This window comes from Streptomyces sp. NPDC026301 (assembly GCF_055567935.1).
The window spans coordinates 211,791-232,313 of the sequence record NZ_JBVHPN010000011.1 but is presented as its reverse complement, the minus strand read 5'-3'; the positions used below and the strand labels follow the sequence as shown (position 1 = coordinate 232,313).

The following is a 20,523-nucleotide window of genomic DNA, read 5'->3' as shown; positions in this document are numbered from 1 at the left end:
CCGGCACACCGGCACCTTCCACACCCCACGGAGGCCCTGCGGTGAACGAACTGCCGCAACAGCTGGCCAACGGACTCATCCTCGGCGCGATGTACGGACTCATCGCGATCGGCTACACGATGGTCTACGGCATCGTCCAGCTCATCAACTTCGCCCACGGCGAGATCTTCATGGTCGGCGGCTTCGGCGCGCTCTCCGTCTACCTCGCCCTCCCGCCCGGCATGTCCCTCATGGCGGCCCTCCCCCTCATGCTCATCGGCGGCATCGCCGTCTCCGTGCTCGTCGGTGTGGCCGCCGAACGCTTCGCCTACCGCCCCCTGCGCGGCGCACCCCGCCTCGCCCCCCTCATCACCGCCATCGGCCTGTCCATCGCACTCCAGCAGGCCGTCTGGAAGTGGTACCCCGACGCCAAGAAAGCCCGCGTCTTCCCCCAGTTCAAGGGCGACGCCTTCGACGTCCTCGGCGCCACCGTCCAGCGCGGCGACCTCTTCGTCCTCATCGCCGCCCCCGTCTGCATGATCGCCCTCGGCTTCTTCGTCTCCAAGACCCGCAGCGGCCGCGCCATGCAGGCCACCGCCCAGGACCGCGACACCGCCCAGCTCATGGGCATCAACACCGACCGCATCATCGTCCTCGCCTTCGCCATCGGCGCCGCCTTCGCCGGCGTCGCCGCCGTCGCCTACGGACTGCGCACCGGCGAGGTCCAGTTCCGCATGGGCTTCATCATGGGACTCAAAGCCTTCACCGCGGCCGTACTCGGCGGCATCGGCAACATCTACGGCGCCATGCTCGGCGGCGTCGTCCTCGGCATCGCCGAAGCCCTCGCCACCGCCTACGTCGAAGACATCCCCGGCATGACCCAATTCGGCGGCGGAGCCTGGAAAGACGTCTGGGCCTTCGTCCTCCTCATCCTCGTACTCCTCCTGCGACCACAGGGCCTACTGGGCGAACGCGTCGCGGATCGGGCGTGATAGCGATGACCACCGCACCCACCACGAACCCGGCCGCCGCCGACACCCCCGCAACCACCCCCGGACTCCTCCCCCTCCCCGCACGCGCCGCCCGCGTCATCACCGCCGCCGGCGCCCTGGCCACCGCCGCCTCCACCGCCCTGTCCTGGACCTGGAGCAGCGAATTCCCCGGCGACCTCACCTACTACGGCTCCCCCGCCGGACTCCAGCTCATCACCCTCACCGGAGCCGTCCTCACCCTCGCCTTCACCCTGGCCGGCCTCGGCGTACGCGGCCTGACCGTCCTCACCCCCGGCGGCCGCAACGCACCCGCTCTCCTCGCCGCCCTCGGCACCTTCGCCGCGACCTGGTTCACCCTCGCCGCCATCGCCGTACAACTCGGCGGCCTGGTCAACCTCGAACCCGGCGGCTTCCTCGCCGGCATCGCCTCACTGATCGCCCTCGCCGGCGCCCTCGGCCTCCCCGCCGACCACACCCCCGACACACCCCCGCACGGCCCATGGCAACGCTTCACCAACAGCTGCGCCGCCGTCCCCACCCCCCGGCCCGCCAAGCAGCTCCCCGCCTGGGCCGAGATCCTCCTCATCGCCGTCGCCTTCGGCATCGGCCTCTACGCCTTCACCTACGGCATCGACGCCGAGGACGGACCCCCCTTCGTCGGCTACCTCCTCTTCGTCGCACTCGCCATCGCCGCCGTCCACCGCGCGGGCCTGATCAACCGCCTCACCGCACTCACCCACCGGCACCGCGGCGTCGCACTCGTCGCCGCCTTCCTCGCCGCGGCCGCCTTCCCCTTCACCCAGGACACCGACGAGTACACGATCATCGGCGCCAACATCCTGATCTTCGCCACCGTCGCTCTGGGCCTCAACGTCGTCGTCGGCCTCGCCGGCCTGCTCGACCTCGGCTACGTCGCCTTCCTCGGCGTCGGCGCCTACGCCGCGGCCCTCGTCTCCGGCTCCCCCGAATCCGCCCTCGGCATCCAACTCCCCTTCTGGGCAGCCCTCCTCACCGGAGCCGCAGCCTCACTCGTCTTCGGCGTCCTCATCGGCGCCCCCACCCTGCGACTGCGCGGCGACTACCTCGCCATCGTCACCCTCGGCTTCGGTGAGATCTTCCGCATCGCCATGCTCAACCTCAACGGCACCACAGGACCCGACGTCACCAACGGCGCCATGGGCATCCCCAACATCCCCAACCTGGAAATCTTCGGCTTCAACTTCGGCGAACCCCACACCCTCCTCGGCATCCCCATCGCCACCTACGGCAACTACTACCTCCTCATGATCCTCGTGACGGCCTTCGTCGTCCTCGTCTTCCGCCGGGCCGCCGCCTCCCGCATCGGCCGCGCCTGGATCGCCATCCGCGAGGACGAGACCGCCGCCGTCGCCATGGGCATCAACTCCTTCCGCCTGCGCCTCCTCGCCTTCGCCCTCGGCGCCGCCCTGGCGGGACTCGCCGGAACCGTCCATGCACACGTAGTAACGACCGCCACACCCGAGCAGTTCCAGTTCGCCGGACCCCAGCCGCCCAACTCCGCCTTCCTCCTCGCCGCCGTCATCCTCGGCGGCATGGGCACCCTCAGCGGACCCCTCGTCGGCGCGGCACTCCTCTTCCTCATCCCCGCCAAGCTGGACTTCCTGCAGGACTACCAGCTCTTCCTCTTCGGCCTCGCCCTCGTCCTCCTCATGCGCTACCGCCCCGAAGGACTCATCCCCGACCGCCGCAAGCAGCTCGAATTCCACGAGACCGGCCAGCTCGACGTACCGGACGTACCCGAACAGCGCCTCAGCGACGACACCACCGGCGCCACGAAGGCAGGGGCGTGAGGACACCATGACCACACCCGCGACCGTCACCACCGGCAACGGCGCCGTCCTCGAAGCCGCCGGCGTCACCATGCGCTTCGGCGGACTCACCGCCGTACGCGGCGTCGACCTCACCGTCGCCCCCGGCGAGATCGTCGGCCTCATCGGCCCCAACGGCGCCGGCAAAACCACCTTCTTCAACTGCCTCACCGGCCTCTACACCCCCACCGAAGGCACCGTCAGCTACAAGGGCACCCGCCTCTCCCACAAACCCCACCTCGTCACCCAGACCGGAGTCGCCCGCACCTTCCAGAACATCCGCCTCTTCGCCAACATGACCGTCCTGGAAAACGTCCTCGTCGGCCGCCACACCCGCACCAAAGAAGGCCTCTGGTCCGCCCTCCTCCGCGGCCCCGGCTTCAAAAAAGCCGAACGCGGCAGCGAGGCCCGCGCCATGGAACTCCTCGAATTCACCGGCCTGGCCGCCAAACGCGACCACCTCGCCCGCAACCTCCCCTACGGCGAACAACGCAAGCTCGAAATCGCCCGCGCCCTCGCCAGCGAACCCGGCCTCCTCCTCCTGGACGAACCCACCGCCGGCATGAACCCCCAAGAGACCCGCGCCACCCAGAACCTCGTCCTCGCCATCCGCGACCAAGGCACCGCCGTCCTCGTCATCGAGCACGACATGCGCTTCATCTTCAACCTCTGCGACCGCGTCGCCGTCCTCGTCCAGGGCGAAAAACTCATCGAAGGCACCGCGGAAGTCGTCCAGGCCGACGAACGCGTGGTCGCCGCCTACCTCGGTACGCCCTTCGAAGGCGCACCCGGCGACGAGGAAGCCGCCGAAGTGCACGCGGCGGAAGCACACGCCGCCGCTCCCGGTACCGGCACGACCGCGGCCCCCGGTACCACCGCAGCGCCCGACACCACCACCGCGCCCGACGAGGACACCCCGAACGGAGACGCGCGATGACCGCCCTGCTCGAAGTCGAGGACCTCCGCGTCGCCTACGGCAAAATCGAAGCCGTCAAAGGCATCGCCTTCACCGTCGAAGCCGGCCAGGTCGTCACCCTCATCGGCACCAACGGCGCCGGCAAGACCACCACCCTGCGCACCCTCTCCGGCCTCCTCAAACCACTCGCCGGAAAGATCACCTTCGACGGCGAGCCGCTCAACGGCGTCGCCGCCCACAAGATCGTCGAACGCGGCCTCGCCCACTCCCCCGAAGGCCGCCGCCTCTTCCCCCGCCTCACCATCGCCGAAAACCTCCAGCTCGGCGCCTTCCTCCGCAAAGACGGCACCGGCATCGAACGCGACATCCAACGGATCTACGAGCTCTTCCCCATCCTCGGCGAACGCCGCAAACAAGCCTCCGGCACCCTCTCCGGCGGCGAACAGCAAATGCTCGCCATGGGCCGCGCCCTGATGTCCCGCCCCAAACTGCTCATGCTCGACGAACCCTCCATGGGCCTCTCTCCGATCATGATGCAGAAGATCATGGAGACCATCCGCGAGCTGCGCTCCGAGGGCACGACGATCCTCCTCGTCGAACAGAACGCCCAGGCCGCGCTGTCCCTCGCCGATCACGGCCACGTCATGGAGATCGGCAGGATCGTTCTCTCCGGCACCGGCCAGGACCTCCTCCACGACGAGTCGGTCCGCAAGGCGTACCTGGGCGAGGACTGACAGCCGTACGCATCCGCAAGGCGTATCTGGGAGCGGACTGGCAGCCGTACGCACACGCCCGCCGACGCGCCGCCGACGCGCCGCCGCGCATACGGGCAATGCGAAGGGCCGCACCGTCATCACGGTGCGGCCCTCGGCACAGCCTCCTGTCGCTGCCCCGGCCCGCCACTCGGCGCCGGGACGGGCGAACGACTACTCGGAGGGCTGCTCCTTCTGCTCCTTCTCCTTCTGCTTCTTCTCCTCGGCGTCCTCGATGACCGCCTCGGCGACCTGCTGCATCGAGAGCCGGCGATCCATCGACGTCTTCTGGATCCAGCGGAAGGCGGCGGGCTCGGTCAGCCCGTACTGCGTCTGCAGAATGCTCTTCGCCCGGTCGACCAGCTTGCGCGTCTCCAGGCGCTGCGTGAGGTCCGCGACCTCCTTCTCCAGCGTCCGCAGCTCCGTGAACCGGCTCACGGCCATCTCGATCGCCGGCACGACGTCGCTCTTGGAGAACGGCTTGACCAGGTACGCCATGGCACCGGCGTCCCGCGCCCGCTCGACCAGCTCACGCTGGGAGAACGCGGTCAGCATCAGTACCGGGGCGATGCTCTCCTCGGCGATCTGCTCGGCCGCGGAGATGCCGTCGAGGACGGGCATCTTCACATCGAGGATCACCAGGTCGGGGCGGTGCTCACGGGCCAGCTCCACGGCCTTCGCGCCGTCACCGGCCTCGCCGACGACCGTGTAGCCCTCCTCCTCCAGCATCTCTTTGAGATCCAGACGGATGAGCGCCTCGTCCTCGGCGATGACGACGCGGGTGGTCTGCGGCGGGACGTGCGACTGCTCGTCGGCGACGGGCTGCTCGGGCTCGGCGGCGCTCACGGGACTCCTCGTTCCAGGCAGGTGGTGCGTATGCAGCCTACCTAGCGGCAGGCTGCGGCACGCACACGGTAGGGTGTCTGATGCTGCCCGCCCGGTTGGTGGAACTGGTCAGACACGCGGCTCTCAAACAGCCGTGCCTTAGGGCATGTGGGTTCGAATCCCACACCGGGCACCCAGAACACAAAGCGGACGATCACCTTCGCATGAATCTCCGGTAGATCCCCTCGCGACCTGCATGGGTCACTCAGAGTGATCGCATGCAGTTTCACGGTTCTGACGTCCGTCACCAGGCACTCGCCCTCCTACGATCCGGCCGCAAGAACGCGGATGTGGCCCGCGATCTCAACGTCCCACTCGGCACCGTCGGCTACTGGCTGCACATGGACCGAGCCAAACGCGGTGAATCTCCAGGCCGCCGCCAGCCGCAATGCCCGCGTTGCGACGGGCATCTCGACACGCAGGCGTACGCGTATCTGCTGGGCCTATACCTCGGCGACGGGCACATCATCCAGTACTCGCAGCACCGAGTCCCCAGCCTCATGATCGCTTGCGACGAGAGCTGGCCCGGACTCATGGACCAGTGCGAGGCCGCCATGCGCGCCGTGTTCCCCGACAACTCCGTCTGCCGCGTCCGCCGAACCGGCTGTCGAAACGTGAAGGTCTACTCGAAGCACCTGTGGTGCCTCTTTCCCCAGCACGGCCCCGGCAAGAAGCACGAGCGGCGCATCGCCCTCGAACGCTGGCAGCAAGAGATTGTCGACGCGTACCCCTGGGAGTTCATACGCGGGCTGATCCACTCCGACGGGTGCCGGATCACCAACTGGACGACCCGGATGGTCGGCGGCGAGCGGAAACGCTACGAGTACCCGCGGTACTTCTTCACCAACAAGTCCGACGACATCAGGAAGCTCTTCACGGACACGCTCGCCAAGGTGGGCGTCGAGTGGTCGATCCTCGCGCGTGGGTCCGATCCGTTCAACGTCTCCGTCGCCCGACGGGCGTCCGTCGCGCTGATGGACGCCCACGTCGGGCCGAAGTACTAGCGCGGCTGCTCCGGCGAATCGTCCTCGCCGATGTGGTGCACGCGGACCAGGTTCGTCGAGCCGGGTACGCCGGGCGGGGAGCCGGCCGTGATGATGACGACGTCGCCGCGCTGGCAGCGGCCGATGCGGAGGAGCTGCTCGTCGACCTGGGCGACCATCTCGTCCGTGGAGTCGACGGTCGGGCCGAGGAACGTCTCGACGCCCCAGGTGAGGTTCAGCTGAGAGCGCGTGGCCGGCTCCGGCGTGAAGGCGAGGAGCGGGATCGGCGAGCGGTACCGGGAGAGCCGGCGGACCGTGTCGCCGGACTGCGTGAAGGCCACGAGGAACTTCGCGCCGAGGAAGTCGCCCATCTCGGCGGCGGCACGCGCGACCGCGCCGCCCTGCGTGCGGGGCTTGCTGGTCTCGGTGAGCGGCGGCAGTCCCTTGGCGAGGATGTCCTCCTCGGCGGCCTCGACGATGCGGCTCATCGTCCGGACGGTCTCGGTGGGGTACTTGCCCACGGACGTCTCGCCGGAGAGCATCACCGCGTCCGTGCCGTCGATGACGGCGTTCGCGACGTCGGATGCTTCGGCGCGTGTCGGCCGGGAGTTGTCGATCATCGAGTCGAGCATCTGTGTGGCGACGATGACCGGCTTGGCGTTGCGCTTGGCGAGCTTGACCGCGCGCTTCTGAACGATCGGGACCGTTTCGAGCGGCATTTCGACGCCGAGGTCACCGCGGGCGACCATGATGCCGTCGAACGCGGCGACGATGTCGTCGATGTTGTCGACCGCCTGCGGCTTCTCGACCTTGGCGATGACCGGCAGCCGGCGGCCTTCCTCGCGCATGATGCGGTGGACGTCCTCGATGTCGCGGCCGCTGCGTACGAAGGAGAGCGCGATGACGTCGGCACCGGTGCGCAGCGCCCAGCGGAGGTCGTCCTGGTCCTTTTCGGAGAGGGCGGGGACGGAGACGGCGACGCCGGGCAGGTTGAGGCCCTTGTGGTCGGAGACCATGCCGCCTTCGATGACGCGGGTGCGGACCTTGGGGCCGTCGACGCCGATGACTTCGAGGGTGACCTTGCCGTCGTCGACGAGGATGCGTTCGCCGGTGGTGACGTCGGCGGCGAGTCCTCCGTAGGTGGTGCCGCAGACGTGGCGGTCGCCTTCGGTGTCCGGTTCGACGGTGATGGTGAACTCGTCGCCGCGTTCGAGAAGGACGGGGCCTTCTCGGAATCGGCCGAGGCGAATCTTCGGACCTTGAAGGTCGGCGAGCACGCCGACGCTGCGGCCGGTCTCGTCGGATGCCTTGCGGACCCGCTCGTAACGCGCCTCGTGGTCGGCGTAGGTGCCGTGGCTGAGGTTGAAGCGGGCCACGTCCATTCCGGCTTCGACGAGTGCCTTGATCTGCTCGTACGAATCTGTGGCGGGTCCCAGGGTGCAGACGATCTTTGCTCGGCGCATGCCGTCGACCCTATGACTTACCGATGGGTAGAGAGCTGTGGAGAAGTGACTGCCCAACGACGGTGTGGTGAAAGGCCCTTGACAAGTATTGGATGTGCGAGTGGCCGCTCCTATGAGCAGCTTTCGAGGCTTGCACATGCGCTCGTACGCGCATCCGCCCGCCCCCTGTGTGTACGCACGCCCCAGGCGGCTCAGTACGCACCCACCCGGCGGCGAGCGGCATCGGGCGCCCGACCGCGGGCCGCGTCACCTCACAGCACGGGCCGGGTCATCGTGAAGCGCGCGTTGACGTGTGCGTACACGGTCTGCTGCTGGGGTTCGAGGTCGAGCGCGGGGGCGGTCTCCTCGTGTGCGGCGCCTCCGTAGGCGGCGCGGGAGCGGAGCATGGGGTTGCCCACCGGGGCAGCGTTCTCGGCGCCGATGTCCGCGAGTTCGACGAGCGCGTCGAGTCGGGCGCCGAGCGCTTCGGCGTACTCACGGGCGCGCTGCACGGCTTCGCGTACGGCCTGCTGGCGGGCCTCGCGGTGGGCGGGCGAGTCGGGGCGCAGGTCCCACCAGGGGCCGTCGACGCAGGTGAGGTCGAGGTCGGCGAGGCGGGTGGCGAGTTCGCCGAGTGCGGTGAAGTCGGTGAGGGTGGCGGTGAGGTGGACGTTGCCGTGGTAGGCGCGTACGCGTTCGCCGCGGCCTTTGTGGGTGAGTTGGGGCGTGACGGTGAAGGCGCCGGTGGCGAGCTTTTCGACGGCTTCGCCGTAGCTCTTGACCAGGTCGAGGACTTCGGCGTTGCGGCGGGTGAGGTCCTGGAGCGCGGTGGCGCGGTCGGTGCCGCGGGCCTGGACGGTGATGCCGATGCGGGCGATCTCCGGGGCGACGTCGAGGCGGGCTTCGCCGCGTACGGCGACGCGCGGGACGTCGGGGGTGCCGTACGGGACGGCGTCGCCGGGGGTCCCGGCGGGGGCGGGGTCAGTGCTGGTGGTGGGCGCGTCGGTCATGTGGTGGGGGGCTCCTTCTCGCGGCGCGGCACGGCCTCGCTCCGGACGGCGTCCTTCTGCGCAGAGCCTCGCACGGTGGCGGGGGTTTGTCAGGCGAGTGCGGGAGTGGCCGGCGGCGTGGCGGTCATCTGATCGCAACCTGTGAGGGGTGTTGCGGGAGGGGTGCCTGCGCCAGAATCTACGCGCGTCGTTCATCCGAACGTGATGTTCGTCTACGCGCGTTGTTCCGTTGTACGCCCAACCCGCCCAACGGTTCGCAGGGATGCGGACGGTCAAGGAGAGGTCATGCCGCTCGATCGCAGAACGTTTCTGGGAAGTTCCGTCGCCACCGGTGCCGGGGTGGCGCTGACGGGCGCCGGTGCGCCGGCCGCCGTGGCGAGCGCGCCGACCGGTGCTCCGGTCCCCACGGGCCACGGCCACGGGGGCGGCGGCAAGCGGTACGCGTTCACCGTCATGGGCACCACCGACCTGCACGGCAATGTCTTCAACTGGGATTACGCGACGGACGCGGAATTCGACGACCCGGCGCACAACGACGTCGGCCTCGCGAAGATTTCGACCCTGGTGAATGAGGTACGCGCCGAAAAGGGACGCGGCAACACGCTTCTCATCGACGCGGGCGACACCATCCAGGGCACGCAACTGGCGTACTACTACGCGAAGGTGGACCCGATCACCGGCGCGAACGGCCCGGTGCATCCGATGGCCCGGGCCATGAACGCCATCGGGTACGACGCCGCGGCGCTCGGCAACCACGAGTTCAATTACGGCATTCCGGTGCTGCGCAAGTTCGAGGAGAACTGCGACTTCCCCCTGCTGGGTGCGAACGCGGTGGACGCCACTTCGCTGCGCCCGGCGTTCCCTCCGTACGTCATCAAGCGACTGCGTACCCCGCACGGGCGGGATGTCCGGGTCGGCATTCTGGGGCTGACGAATCCCGGCATCGCGATCTGGGACAAGGCGAACGTCCAGGGGAAGATGGCATTTCCCGGTTTGGAGGAACAGGCCGCGAAGTGGGTTCCCCGGTTGCGGGCGCTGGGTGCGGATGTGGTGATCGTGGCGGCGCATTCCGGGTCGAGCGGCACGTCCTCGTACGGGGATCAGCTGCCGTATGTGGAGAACGCGGCGGCGTTGGTGGCGCAGCAGGTGCCGGGTATCGACGCGATTCTTGTGGGGCACGCGCATACGGAGATCCCGGAGTACCGGGTGAAGAATGAGCGGACGGGCCGTGAGGTGGTGCTGTCGGAGCCGTTGAAGTGGGGGCAGCGGCTGACCTTGTTCGACGTCGAGGTGGCGTGGGACAAGGGTCGCTGGTCGGTGGATTCGGTGGCGGCGCGGGTGCTGAATACGAATGCGGCGGCGGAGGACGCGCATATTTCGACGCTTTTGCGTGACGCGCACGCGAAGGTGGTGCGGTACGTGAACCAGGTGATCGGGCGGTCGGCTGCGCGCCTGTCCGCGGCGGAGGCTCCGTACAAGGACACTCCGGTGCTGGATTTCATCGCGTTCGTACAGGCGGAGGTGGTGCGGAAGGCGCTGGCCGGGGGCGCGTACGCGGATCTGCCGGTGGTGTCGCAGGCGTCGTGTTTCTCGCGTACGGCGGAGGTGCCGGTGGGGGATGTGACGATCCGGTCGATGGCGGCACTGTATCCGTTCGACAATACGCTGGAGGCGCGGGTACTGACCGGCGCGCAGCTCAAGGATTATCTGGAGTTCTCGGCACGGTATTACGTGCGGACGCCGGCGGGTGGCGAGGTGGATCCGTCGAAGCTGACGAACGCGGACGGTATCCCGGATTACAACTACGACGCGGTGAGCGGGGTGTCGTACGAGATCGACATCGCGAAGCCGGCGGGTCAGCGGATCGGGAAGCTGCTGCGGGACGGTAAGCCGGTGGATCCGGGGGCCCGTTTCGTGCTGGCGGTGAACAATTACCGGGCGAGCGGCGGGGGGAATTTCCCGCATGTGGCGAAGGCGGAGCAGGTGTGGGTGACGTCGGACGAGATCCGGAATCTGATCATTGAGTGGGTGAAGCAGTCGGGTTCGATCGACGCGTCGCGTTTTGCGTCAGTGGACTGGAAGCTGACGCGGGACGGGGTTCCGGTCTTCTGACGGGGCTGTGGCGGGCGGCTGGTGCTGCAGTCGCCCGCTCGTGCCGGGCGTGTGCTGGTGGGGGCGCGGCTGCGGTGTCAGGCCGAAGGTGGTGAAGGCGGTGCGGTCGGGGAGGGGGTAGGGCGTGGTGCCGGTGAGGTGGTTGAGGATGACGGCGCTGCGCCAGGCGGCGAGGCCGAGGTCGGGGGTGCCGACGCCGTGGGTGTGGTGTTCGGCGTTCTGTACGTAGACGGAGCCGGTCACGCGGGCGTCGAGGTTCAGTCGGTGGTGGATGTCGATGCGGGGGCGGCCGGCGTTGTCGCGGCGGAGGTAGGGGTCGAGGGCGCCGGTGAGGGCGTCGAGGCTGCGTTCGCGGTAGCCGGTGGCGAGGACGACGGCGTCGGTGCTGAGTCGGCTGCGGGTGTGCTGGTGGGCGTGTTCCAGGTGGAGTTCGATGGTGTGGGTGCCGATGCGGCCCGCGGTGCGGACGGTGACGCCCGGGGTGAGGACGGCGTCGGGCCAGCCGCCGTCGATGGTGCGTTCGTAGAGCTCCTGGTGGATGGCGGCGATGGTGTCGTGGTCGATGCCTTTGTAGAGCTGCCACTGCTGGGGGACGAGGGCGTCGCGGGTGGCTTCGGGGAGGTCGTGGAAGTAGCGGGTGTGGTCGGGGGTGAACTGTTCGAGGCCGAGCTTGCTGTACTCCATGGGCGCGAAGGCGGGGGTGCGCGCCAGCCAGTGCAACCGTTCGTGACCTGTGGGGCGGTGGCGGAGCAGGTCGAGGAAGATCTCGGCGCCGGACTGGCCCGAGCCGATGACGGTGATGTGTCCGGCGGCGAGCAGTCGTTCGCGGTGGTCGAGGTAGTCGGCGGAGTGGATGACGGGGAGGGTGGGGGCCTCGGCGAGGGGCTGGAGGGGCTCGGGGATGTGGGGCGCGGTGCCGATGCCGAGGACGACGTTGCGGGCGTAGGTGCGGCCGAGTGCTTCGGCCTCGCCCTCGGCGTCGAGCTGGGTGTGGTCGACCTCGAAGACGGCGTGTTCGGCGTTCCAGCGGAGGGCGTCGATCTGGTGGCGGAAGTGCAGGTCGGGGAGGTTTTCGCTGGCCCAGCGGCAGTACGCGTCGTACTCGGCGCGGGGGGCGTGGAAGCGCTCGGCGAAGTAGAAGGGGAAGAGCCGGTCGCGGTGCCTGAGGTAGTTCAGGAAGCTCCACCGGCTGGTCGGGTCGGCGAGGGTGACGAGGTCGGCGAGGAAGGGGACTTGGAGGGTGGCGCCGTCGATCATGAGGCCGGGGTGCCAGTGGAAGGCGGGCCGCTGGTCGTAGAAGGCGCAGGCCAGGTCGGTGAGGGGCTCGGCGAGGGCGGCGAGCGAGAGGTTGAAGGGGCCGATGCCGACGCCGACGAGGTCGAGGGGTGTGTGGGGATCGGAGGCGGTGGCGGTGGTCATCGGGGGATCTGGCCTTCCACTAGGTCGATGAGGGCGCGCAGGTCGTCGGGGTGTGCGTGGGGGTTGAGGAGGGTGGCCTTCAGCCAGAGGCCGCTGGAGGTGGTGGCGCGGCCCAGTACGGCGCGGCCGTCGTGCAGGAGGCGGCGGCGGATGGTGGCGACGGTGGTGTCGTCGGCGCCGACGGGGCGGAAGAGGACGGTGGTGAGGGTGGGGCTTGAGTGCAGTTCGAAGGTGGTGGGGCGTTCCTCGATGAGACCGGCGAGGGTGCGGGCGGCGCTGACGGTGCGGTCGACGAGGTCGGCGATGCCGCGGCGGCCGAGCGCCTTGAGGGTGACGGCGATCTTGAGGATGTCGGGGCGACGGGTGGTCCGCAGCGACCGGCCGAGCAGATCGGGGAGGCCGGCTTCGGTGTCGTCGTCGGCGTTGAGGTAGTTCGCGCGGTGGTCGAGGGGGGCGAGGTCGCGTGCGTCGGGGACGGCCAGGAATCCGGCGGCGACCGGCTGCCAGCCGAGTTTGTGCAGGTCGAAGGTGACGGTGTGGGCGCGCTGCAGGCCGGTGAGCAGGTGCCGGTGGGTGTCGCTGAACAGGACGGGCCCGCCGTACGCCGCGTCGACGTGGAACCGGGCGCGGTGTGCTTCGGCGATGTCGGCGAGGGCGGGCAGCGGATCGATCGCACCGGAGTCGGTGGTTCCGGCGGTGGCGACGACGAGGAGGGGCCCGCTGAGGTGGTCGAGCGCCGCCGCCAGGGCACCGGGGTCGAGTGTGCCCTGCGGCGTGGGCACGATGACGGGCGCGGGCAGCCCGAGCAGCCAGGCCGCCCGGTGGATGCTGTGGTGCGCGTTGGCTCCGCAGACGATTTGCAGGGGTGGCCCGATGGGTGCGACGGGGCCGGTTTGTGATGAGTGGGGCGCGTGTGGGTGAGCGGTGAGGTGGGGGTGGGTGCAGGTGTGCGGGCGGTCGGAGTGCTCGGGTCCGTGTCCGGCCCGGTCACCGGCCCGGTGCCCGTCCGCGTGCGAACCGCCCTGACAGGAGCCGTGCGCGGCGCCGTGGCAGGGGCCGTACGAAGCGGTGTACGGGGGCGTGGCGTACGGGGACGTGGCGTACGGGGGCGTGGCGTACGGGGGCGTGTGGGCGGCCGCCCCGTGTGATGCGGGGGTGCGGTGCTCGTGGGCGGCGCGCTGCGGGTCGGCTTCGTGCCCTCGTACCGGGTGCTCCCCGGTCGCGTACTCCTGGGCGGTGCAGTACTGAGCGGTGTGTTCCTGGGCCGTGTGTTTCTGGGCGGCGTGTTCCTGGGCTGCTCGCTCCCTGGCCAGCAGCACGGCGAGGTGGTTGGACTCGGTACCGCCCGTGGTCACCAGGGCATCGGCGTCGGGACCTTGCGGGTACACGAGTTCGGCGAGCGCGCGGGTGGTCAGGGCTTCCAGCTCGGACGCGGCGGGGGCCTGGTCCCAGGAGTCCATGGAGGGGTTGAGGGCCGACGCGGCGAGGTCGGCGGCGGTGGCCAGAGCGAGCGGCGGGCAGTGCAGGTGCGCGGCGCAGTGCGGGTCGGCGGGATCGGCGGCCCCCGCGGCGAGCGTACGGACGACCGAGCGCAGGGCGGCGTGCGGCCCGGCGCCGGTGTCCGGCAGGAGCGGCGCACACGCCTCGCGCACGGCGTCCGCGACGCTCTCGGGGCCGCCCGCCGGCAGCGGCCCGCCGCGCTCGGCGGCCCCGGCGGCCAGGGCGTCGAGCACGGTGTCCAGCAGCGGCCGCAACGCCTGTGGCCCTTCGGGGCCGCCGGCCAACGCGGGGGCGGACGTGGTGGGTGTGCCAGCGGTGTGGGTGGGCGCGGGGTCGTCGAGTACGGCGACGGCGCCCGGTCTGGCGGACGAGCAGTTGTCGTGGCCGTCTGCCGTGGTCGTACCGCCTCCCGTCGGGGTGGAGTCGAGGTGGATGGGGGTGCTGTCGCCTGGGGCCGGGGCGCCTGGGGCGGGCACAGACATGAGTGCCCTTCTTGTTGGGATCCGATCGGTTTAGGGCGACCTAAGTTACGTGCACCATTGATCCACTGGCGGCGGTTTCGTGATTTTCACCCGTTGGGTGTACCCCGATTACGTACTACGCGGTGTTCACCTCTTCCGTACATGCGCGCATCACCTCTGGGCATCCCGCACGGCCAACGCACGCCGCAGGTCGTCGAGTTGGTCGGCGAGCTTGCGCCGGAGGGCAGGGGTGGGCTCGGCGTCGCGCAGGCATGCCTCGCCGTGCCGGAGGGTTTCCGCGTGGACGATCGGTGCGGGGAATGCGTACCGGCCGGCGGCTTCGGCCAGGGCGGGGCCGCGGCGTTCGGCAACGGTGACGGCATCAATGAAGTACCGCTCCACATACGGGCGTACGAGATCGGCCTGCTCGGGAGCCCAGAAGCCGGTGGCGGTGGCCACGAAGAGATAGACGGAGAGGTCGTCGGCCGGATCGGCCGTGAACATGGCGTCCCACGCGGCCTTCTTGGCGGCCGGGTCGGGGAGCGCGGCGTGGCAGCGGGCGGCGCCTTCCTTGCCGCTGGCGCTGGGGTCCCGGGTCAGCTCGGCGTCGATGGCGGAGGGCGTGGTGGCGCCGAGGACGGCGAGGCGGCCGAGGATGCGCCAGCGCAGTTCGGGGTCGAGGGCGGGGCCGCCGGGGACGCTGTCGCCGTCGAGCCAGTCCTGGATGCCTTCGGGTGTTGTGGCGCTGTCGATGAAGGTGCGGACGGCTGCCAGGCGGAGGCCCTGCATGTCGCCGTTCTCGCTGCCTTCGGTGCGGCGGAGGATGTCGCGGCAGAGGTCGGCGAGGGTGGTGAGGGCGGCGGGGCGGTCGGCCGCGGGGAGGTAGCGGTCGGCGATCTGGCCGCGGGCGAAGGACAGTACGCCCTGGACGAGGGCGGTGTCGGTCTCGTGCGGGAGGTGGGTGCGGACGGCTTCGAGGTAGGCGGCGGGGGGCAGTTCGCCGTCGCGGACCATGTCGCGGGCGGCGTTCCAGACCACGGCGCGGGTGAGGGGGTCGGGAAGGCCGGAGAGGGCGCTCCGGGCGGTGGTCCAGGAGGTGGGGTCGAGGCGAACCTTGGCGTAGGTGAGGTCGCCGTCGTTGAGCAGGACGAGGTCGGGGCGGCGGCCCGGGATGGTGTGTGTGCGGTCTCCGGGCAGGTCGTGGGTGAGGGGTGTGCGGGGGACGAGGCGGCCGGGGATGGTGGGGTCCTGGTCGTAGAGGCCGGTGGTGAGGTGGTGCGGGCGGTCACCCTCGTGGGTGACGGTGAGGGTCCAGGAGCCGTCGGCGGTCTCGTCGATGACGGGGGTGAGGGTGTCGACTCCGGTGGTGCGCAGCCACTTGTCGGCCCAGGCGTGGACGTCACGGTCGGTCGCGCGGGCGAGGGAGTCGGTGAAGTCGGCGAGGGTGGCGTTGCCGAAGCGGTGCCGGGCGAAGTGGTCGTTGATGCCGGCGAGGAAGTCCTTTTCCCCCATCCAGGCGACGAGTTGGCGCAGCGCGGAGGCGCCCTTGGCGTAGGAGATGCCGTCGAAGTTGAGGAAGGCGGAGGCGGTGTCGGGGACGGCGTCGGGGGCGGGGGCGACGGGGTGGGTGGAGGGGCGCTGGTCGGCGTCGTATCCCCAGCTCTTGCGGGCGACTCCGAAGTCGGTCCAGGTATCGGTGAAGTGGGTGGCTTCGCTGAGGACTTGGTATCCCATGTATTCGGCGAAGGACTCGTTGAGCCAGATGTCGTCCCACCAGGCGAGGGTGACGAGGTCGCCGAACCACATGTGGGCCATTTCGTGGGCGATGACCATGCCGCGGGTCTGGCGCTCGGTGTCGGTGACGGCGGAGCGGTAGACGAATTCGTCGCGGAAGGTGACGAGGCCGGGGTTCTCCATGGCGCCGGCGTTGAATTCGGGGACGAAGGCCTGGTCGTAGGAGTCGAAGGGGTAGGGCTCGTCGAAGAGCTGGTGGTAGCGGTCGTAGCAGCGGCGGGTGATGTCGAGGATCTCGTCGGCGTCAGCGTTGAGGTACGGCGCGAGAGACCGTCGGCAATGGATGCCGAACGGGAGGCCGGCGTGCTCGGTGCGGACGGAGTGCCAGGGGCCGGCGGCGACGGCGACCAGGTAGGTGCTGATGGGCGGCGTGGGGGCGAGCGACCAGCGGCCTTCGGGGGTGCGGGTGGCGCGGGAGTTGCCGAGGACGGTCCAGCCGTCGGGGGCGGTGACGGTGAGCGCGAAGACGGCTTTGAGGTCGGGCTGGTCGAAGGCGGGGAAGACGCGCTGGACGTCTTCCATGAACAGCTGGGTGTAGACGTAGGTCTCGCCGTCGGCGGGGTCGGTGAAGCGGTGCATGCCTTCGCCGGTGCGTGAATAACGCATGGTGGCTTCGATGCGCAGCTCGTGCTCGCCGGGGGTGAGGCCGGTGAGCGGGAGGTGGTTGTCGACCAGGTCGGCGGGGTCGAGGGGGCGGCCGTCCAGGGTGGCGCTGTGCAGGTGGTCGGGCTTGAGGTCGAGAAAGGTGTCGCCCGAAGTGCGCGCGCTGAAGCGGATGGCCGTGCGGGTGGTGAAGTGCTCCTCGCCGGTGGTGAGATCGAGGTCGATGTCGTAGCGGTGGACGTCGAGGATGCGGGCTCGGGTTTGCGCTTCGTCGCGCGTCAATGCGGGCATGGCGTCATGCTGCCGCAGGTCGGCGGTTCCGCGCACCCATGCCTCCGAGCCTGTGGATAACTCGCCGGGCCGGGGCTGTGAGCGGGGCGTCGGGCCGGTGCCCGGGCCGGCCGGGAGCGGGTCGTCGGCGAGACGGTGACGGCTGGGGAAGGCCACGCCGCGGCGGTGCGGAAGGCCGTACTTCTGCGGGGGCGGAAGGCCGTGCCGCGGCGGGGGCGGAAAGTCGTACCGCGGCGGGTGCGGAATTCGCGTCGAAGCGGGAGCGGGGGCCGCGCAGCGGCGGCCCTGACCGTTAAGCGGCACGGCTTCTCAGTACTAAGATTTCCGGAAGATCACGGCCGGGTGCCCGGCCCGAGGGGCGAGCCCGGGGAGGGTGCCGAGATGGCGAGGAAGACGGCGGCGCGGGACGCGGTGGCCGGCATCATCGAGGACTGGCGGCGGGAGCGGCCGGAGCTGGACACCTCGCCGCTGGAGGTGCTGGCGCGGCTGCACCGCACGTTCCTGCGGTACAGCGCGAAGCTGACGGCTTCGGTGGAGTCGCACGGCCTGTCGGTGGCCGGGTTCGACGTGCTGACCGCGCTGCGCAGGGCGGGGAAGCCGTACCGGCGCACGGCGGGCCAGCTGGCCGATTCGGGGCTGATCTCGTCGGCGGGCGTGACGCTGCGGATCGACCGGCTGGAGAAGGACGGGCTGATCGTACGGGAGCGGGACCCGGAGGACCGGCGGGTGGTGCGGTCGCGGCTGACGGAGGAGGGCCTGGCCAGGATCGACGCGTTGTTCGCCGAGCATCTGGAGAACGAACGGCGGATGCTGGCCGGCCTCTCCCCCGCCGAGTGCCGTCAGCTGGCGCGGCTGCTGTCGAAGCTGGAGCGGTCCATCACGGAGTCGGGTGCGGCGGAGCGGGACGGGTCGCCCGAGGCGTGAGCGGCGGGTCCTCGGCGTCGGACCGGCCGGGTCGGAGCAGGAGCCATGCTCCGCAGAGCAGCGTGATGGCCTGGGCGCCGATGAGCAGCGCGTATCCGGCGGCGAAGCCGTGGCCGCCGCCGAGGGCGATGGCCGCGCCCATGGCGGTGGGCATGAAGGCGGAGACGAGATTGCCGACGCCGTTGACCACTCCGTAGGCGCTGCCGACCGTACCGGCCGGCGCGTGCCGCTGTACGAGGGTGGGGATGGCCGGGCCCTGCAGGCCCCAGAAGCCGCCCGCCAGGACGAGTCCGGTGGCGGCGAGCCAGGCGGCGTGCGCGGTGATGACGAGCAGGACACTGCTCCCGGTGCCGAGCGCGCCGACGACGAAAAGCAGAGGCAGCCTGCGGGCGGGCAGTTTGTCGATGAGGTGCCCGCCGAGGAAGCCGGAGGCCAGGCTCATCAGGAACGGCAGCGCGGAGACGGCGCCCATCTGGGCGAGGGAGAAGTGGCGTTCCTGCAGGAGGTACGCCGGCAGCCAGGAGCTGCTCCCCCACAGGTAGGCCAGGGTGGCGATCTCGATGAGCAGGATGCAGCCGAGGCGTGGGGTGCGCAGGGCTTCGCGCAGCGTGGCCGCGACGCCGCGACGCGCTCCCGTGGGCGCACTCTCCTGTCCGGTCCGGCCCTCCCCCGTACGCCCGCGTCCTCGTCCGCGTATGAAGAGCGCGATCAGCGGCAGCCCTATCGCGGCGTTGAGGAGCGCGAGGAGTACGAAGGACGTGTGCCAGTCGTAGCGGTGCACGATGTAGGTGATCAGGGGCAGCCCGATGGCGGTGCCCAGGGAGACGCCCATGGAGCTGACCGCGTTGGGCCTGCCGACCTCGTGCGGTGCGAAGTGCTCCTTGACGTACATCGTCTTGAGCGAGAACAGCGGCCCTTCGGACACGCCCAAGAGGAAGCGGAGGGCGACGAACATCAGGGCGCCGAGCGCGTACGGGGAGAGCAGGGTGAGCGCTGCCCACAGGCCGACGCTCACCAGGAGGCCGCGCCGCGCCCCCAGGGCGGATTCGTACAGCGGGGTGAGGAAGAAGGCGGCGAGTCCGTACCCGATGAGGAAGACGGTCATCAGGGCGCCTTGGAGGACGCGGTCGCCGGTCATGCCGAAGTGGTCGGTGAAGGCGCGGTCGGTGATCAGTACGGAGACGTTGACGCGGTCGATGTAGGAGATCAGGACGACGGCGAGCAGGCTGAGGACGCCCGCCCACCGCCGCGGGGAGGCCGTGGCGGTGGGCGGTGCGGCGGTGGGCGTCACGGTGTCAGCCGCCGGCGGGGGCGGTCGCCGCGGCGGGCTCCGGGGAGGCGAGCGCGGCGGCCTGCTGTTCGGCCGCGGTCCGGTAGAGGCGGCGCAGCCGTACGACGCCGAGGTCGTGCTGGTAGAGGTTCTCGCCCTGGTCGGCGTCGTGCGGCATCGCCTCCAGCATGACGCGGTCCTGTTCGAGCACTTCCCAGTGGCGCTTCTCGATGAGGGTGCGGTACAGGAAGCGCCAGGTGTCGCGCTGCCACCCTTCGACGTTGCGGTAGCGCCAGAAGAAGACGCCGCTGCGGTGCGCGTCCACGGGGCAGATCATGCCGACGATCCCGAAGGGGCCGCCGGGGCCCGCGGACGGCGGGTACGGGATGGACAGGTCGACCCAGTCGACACCGGTGCGGCACAGTTCGACCCAGTCGAAGTTGACGCCGCGCTGGTCGGTCTTCTCGAAGAAGTAGCCGCGGTTCGTCTCCCGGATACGGAACTTGGCGGTGGTGTCACCGTCGAACATCGTGTGCGAGTCGTGGTGCAGGAACTGTCCGTGCATCGGGTCGAGGAGGTTCTCCATGCCGAACCGCCAGGGCACGTTCCACTCCGCGTAGCAGAGGATGGCCTCGGTACCGGGGGCGGTGAGCGGTTCGGGGAGGGTCAGTTCGCACGGCTCCGGGTGCTGCTCGTCGCCGAAGTAGGCGAGGATCGCGCCGCCGACCTCGCGTACGGGGAGGCTGGTGACGAGCTTCTTGCCCTCCAGGTTGCAGCCGGGCAGGCCCGGTACGGAGGAGACCGTGCCGTCGCCCTCGACCTCGACGCCGTGGTACCAGCAGGCCACGCGGTCGCCGAGGTGCTTGCCGAGCGAGAGCCGGGCGCCCCGGTGCGGGCAGCGGTCGGCGAGCATGTGGAGCGTGCCGTCGCCGCGGCGGAAGAGAAGCCAGTCCTCGCCCAGGGCCGTGACCTTGCGCATGCCTCCGGGGGCGACGAAGTGGGACGGCACTACGGGGTGCCACTGGTTGCGCAGCCCGGTGGCGTAGATGTGGTCGGCGGTGGCGGCGGTGCCGGCCTTAGTGTGGGTGAGGGTCATGTCAGGCTCCCAGGCGGTGCATCTCGGCGCGGAAGGTGTCCTCGGTCCAGGGCGTGCCGTCGGGGGCGTGCACCTGCCGGGAGTTGAGGCCGCGGACGACGTCGGCCAGCTCGTGGCCTTCCTTGGTGAAGACCTCTTCGAGGGTGGCTGCGAGCTTGTACTCGTAGGGGGTGGGCTCGTGCGTACGGGACTGGTGGACGTCCAGGTACGGCCAGGCGGTCATCGGTGCCTCCGGTGTCTACAAGGC

General features: G+C 70.1%; 16 protein-coding genes and 1 tRNA gene. 8 read left to right on the top strand and 9 right to left on the bottom strand.

What is annotated here, in order from left to right:
- Window positions 1-41: 41 nt before the first annotated feature.
- Genes ACZ4MH_RS21265 through ACZ4MH_RS21250 form a run of 4 tightly spaced genes read left to right on the top strand, consistent with a single transcriptional unit; the run spans window position 42 to window position 4,468 of the window.
- Entirely contained in the window at window positions 42-971 is a 930-nt protein-coding gene (locus ACZ4MH_RS21265; protein WP_351600008.1) for a branched-chain amino acid ABC transporter permease, read from the top strand.
- Window positions 972-976: 5 nt separating this feature from the next.
- The gene (locus tag ACZ4MH_RS21260) at window positions 977-2,800 is read left to right on the top strand and encodes a branched-chain amino acid ABC transporter permease (protein WP_351600006.1); all 1,824 of its coding nucleotides are present in this window, start codon (window positions 977-979) and stop codon (window positions 2,798-2,800) included.
- Window positions 2,801-2,807: 7 nt separating this feature from the next.
- Window positions 2,808-3,755: an ABC transporter ATP-binding protein gene (locus ACZ4MH_RS21255; protein ID WP_351600004.1), complete on the top strand. Its 948-nt coding sequence runs from the start codon at window positions 2,808-2,810 to the stop codon at window positions 3,753-3,755.
- The gene (locus ACZ4MH_RS21250; protein ID WP_351600002.1) at window positions 3,752-4,468 is read left to right on the top strand and encodes an ABC transporter ATP-binding protein; all 717 of its coding nucleotides are present in this window, start codon (window positions 3,752-3,754) and stop codon (window positions 4,466-4,468) included. Before ACZ4MH_RS21255 ends, ACZ4MH_RS21250 begins: the two co-directional genes overlap by 4 nt.
- Window positions 4,469-4,660: 192 nt before the next feature.
- On the opposite strand, the gene ACZ4MH_RS21245 is transcribed toward ACZ4MH_RS21250, so the two are convergent.
- Window positions 4,661-5,332, bottom strand: a complete 672-nt coding sequence (locus tag ACZ4MH_RS21245; protein WP_351600000.1) for an ANTAR domain-containing response regulator — start codon at window positions 5,330-5,332, stop codon at window positions 4,661-4,663.
- 89 nt (window positions 5,333-5,421) lie between these two features.
- On the opposite strand from ACZ4MH_RS21245, the gene ACZ4MH_RS21240 reads away from it, so the two are divergent.
- Window positions 5,422-5,504, top strand: a tRNA-Leu gene (locus ACZ4MH_RS21240).
- A gap of 85 nt (window positions 5,505-5,589) precedes the next feature.
- Window positions 5,590-6,375, top strand: a complete 786-nt coding sequence (locus tag ACZ4MH_RS21235; protein ID WP_351599998.1) for a helix-turn-helix domain-containing protein — start codon at window positions 5,590-5,592, stop codon at window positions 6,373-6,375.
- On the opposite strand, the gene pyk is transcribed toward ACZ4MH_RS21235, so the two are convergent.
- Together pyk and ACZ4MH_RS21225 are read right to left on the bottom strand one after the other, a co-directional pair.
- Window positions 6,372-7,817, bottom strand: coding sequence for a pyruvate kinase (gene pyk / locus ACZ4MH_RS21230; protein ID WP_351599996.1), 1,446 nt, complete (start codon window positions 7,815-7,817; stop codon window positions 6,372-6,374). The two genes, ACZ4MH_RS21235 and pyk, sit on opposite strands and share 4 nt — an antisense overlap.
- Before the next feature lie 251 nt (window positions 7,818-8,068).
- The gene (locus tag ACZ4MH_RS21225; RefSeq protein WP_351599994.1) at window positions 8,069-8,806 is read right to left on the bottom strand and encodes an SIMPL domain-containing protein; all 738 of its coding nucleotides are present in this window, start codon (window positions 8,804-8,806) and stop codon (window positions 8,069-8,071) included.
- A gap of 285 nt (window positions 8,807-9,091) precedes the next feature.
- Here ACZ4MH_RS21225 and ACZ4MH_RS21220 point away from each other — a divergent pair, with 285 nt between their 5' ends.
- Window positions 9,092-10,918, top strand: a complete 1,827-nt coding sequence (locus ACZ4MH_RS21220; protein ID WP_351599992.1) for a bifunctional metallophosphatase/5'-nucleotidase — start codon at window positions 9,092-9,094, stop codon at window positions 10,916-10,918.
- On the opposite strand, the gene ACZ4MH_RS21215 is transcribed toward ACZ4MH_RS21220, so the two are convergent.
- The 3 genes from ACZ4MH_RS21215 to pepN form a co-directional block, all read right to left on the bottom strand.
- Window positions 10,874-12,337, bottom strand: coding sequence for a lysine N(6)-hydroxylase/L-ornithine N(5)-oxygenase family protein (locus ACZ4MH_RS21215; protein WP_351599990.1), 1,464 nt, complete (start codon window positions 12,335-12,337; stop codon window positions 10,874-10,876). The genes ACZ4MH_RS21220 and ACZ4MH_RS21215 overlap by 45 nt on opposite strands.
- The gene (locus tag ACZ4MH_RS21210; RefSeq protein ID WP_467754631.1) at window positions 12,334-14,319 is read right to left on the bottom strand and encodes a pyridoxal phosphate-dependent decarboxylase family protein; all 1,986 of its coding nucleotides are present in this window, start codon (window positions 14,317-14,319) and stop codon (window positions 12,334-12,336) included. Before ACZ4MH_RS21210 ends, ACZ4MH_RS21215 begins: the two co-directional genes overlap by 4 nt.
- A gap of 150 nt (window positions 14,320-14,469) precedes the next feature.
- Window positions 14,470-16,986: an aminopeptidase N gene (gene pepN, locus ACZ4MH_RS21205; protein WP_351597082.1), complete on the bottom strand. Its 2,517-nt coding sequence runs from the start codon at window positions 16,984-16,986 to the stop codon at window positions 14,470-14,472.
- Between the two features lie 381 nt (window positions 16,987-17,367).
- Between pepN and ACZ4MH_RS21200 the strand changes: the two genes are divergently transcribed.
- Window positions 17,368-17,910, top strand: coding sequence for a MarR family winged helix-turn-helix transcriptional regulator (locus ACZ4MH_RS21200; RefSeq protein WP_351597085.1), 543 nt, complete (start codon window positions 17,368-17,370; stop codon window positions 17,908-17,910).
- On the opposite strand, the gene ACZ4MH_RS21195 is transcribed toward ACZ4MH_RS21200, so the two are convergent.
- The 3 genes from ACZ4MH_RS21195 to ACZ4MH_RS21185 are packed head-to-tail and all read right to left on the bottom strand — an operon-like array spanning window position 17,864 to window position 20,499.
- Window positions 17,864-19,201, bottom strand: coding sequence for an MFS transporter (locus ACZ4MH_RS21195; RefSeq protein WP_351597088.1), 1,338 nt, complete (start codon window positions 19,199-19,201; stop codon window positions 17,864-17,866). The genes ACZ4MH_RS21200 and ACZ4MH_RS21195 overlap by 47 nt on opposite strands.
- A gap of 4 nt (window positions 19,202-19,205) precedes the next feature.
- Complete coding sequence (locus ACZ4MH_RS21190; RefSeq protein ID WP_351597091.1) at window positions 19,206-20,276, bottom strand: aromatic ring-hydroxylating dioxygenase subunit alpha; 1,071 nt, start codon at window positions 20,274-20,276, stop codon at window positions 19,206-19,208.
- A 1-nt stretch (window position 20,277) separates the two neighbouring features.
- Window positions 20,278-20,499, bottom strand: a complete 222-nt coding sequence (locus ACZ4MH_RS21185; RefSeq protein ID WP_351597094.1) for a recombinase-like helix-turn-helix domain-containing protein — start codon at window positions 20,497-20,499, stop codon at window positions 20,278-20,280.
- Window positions 20,500-20,523 lie beyond the last annotated feature (24 nt).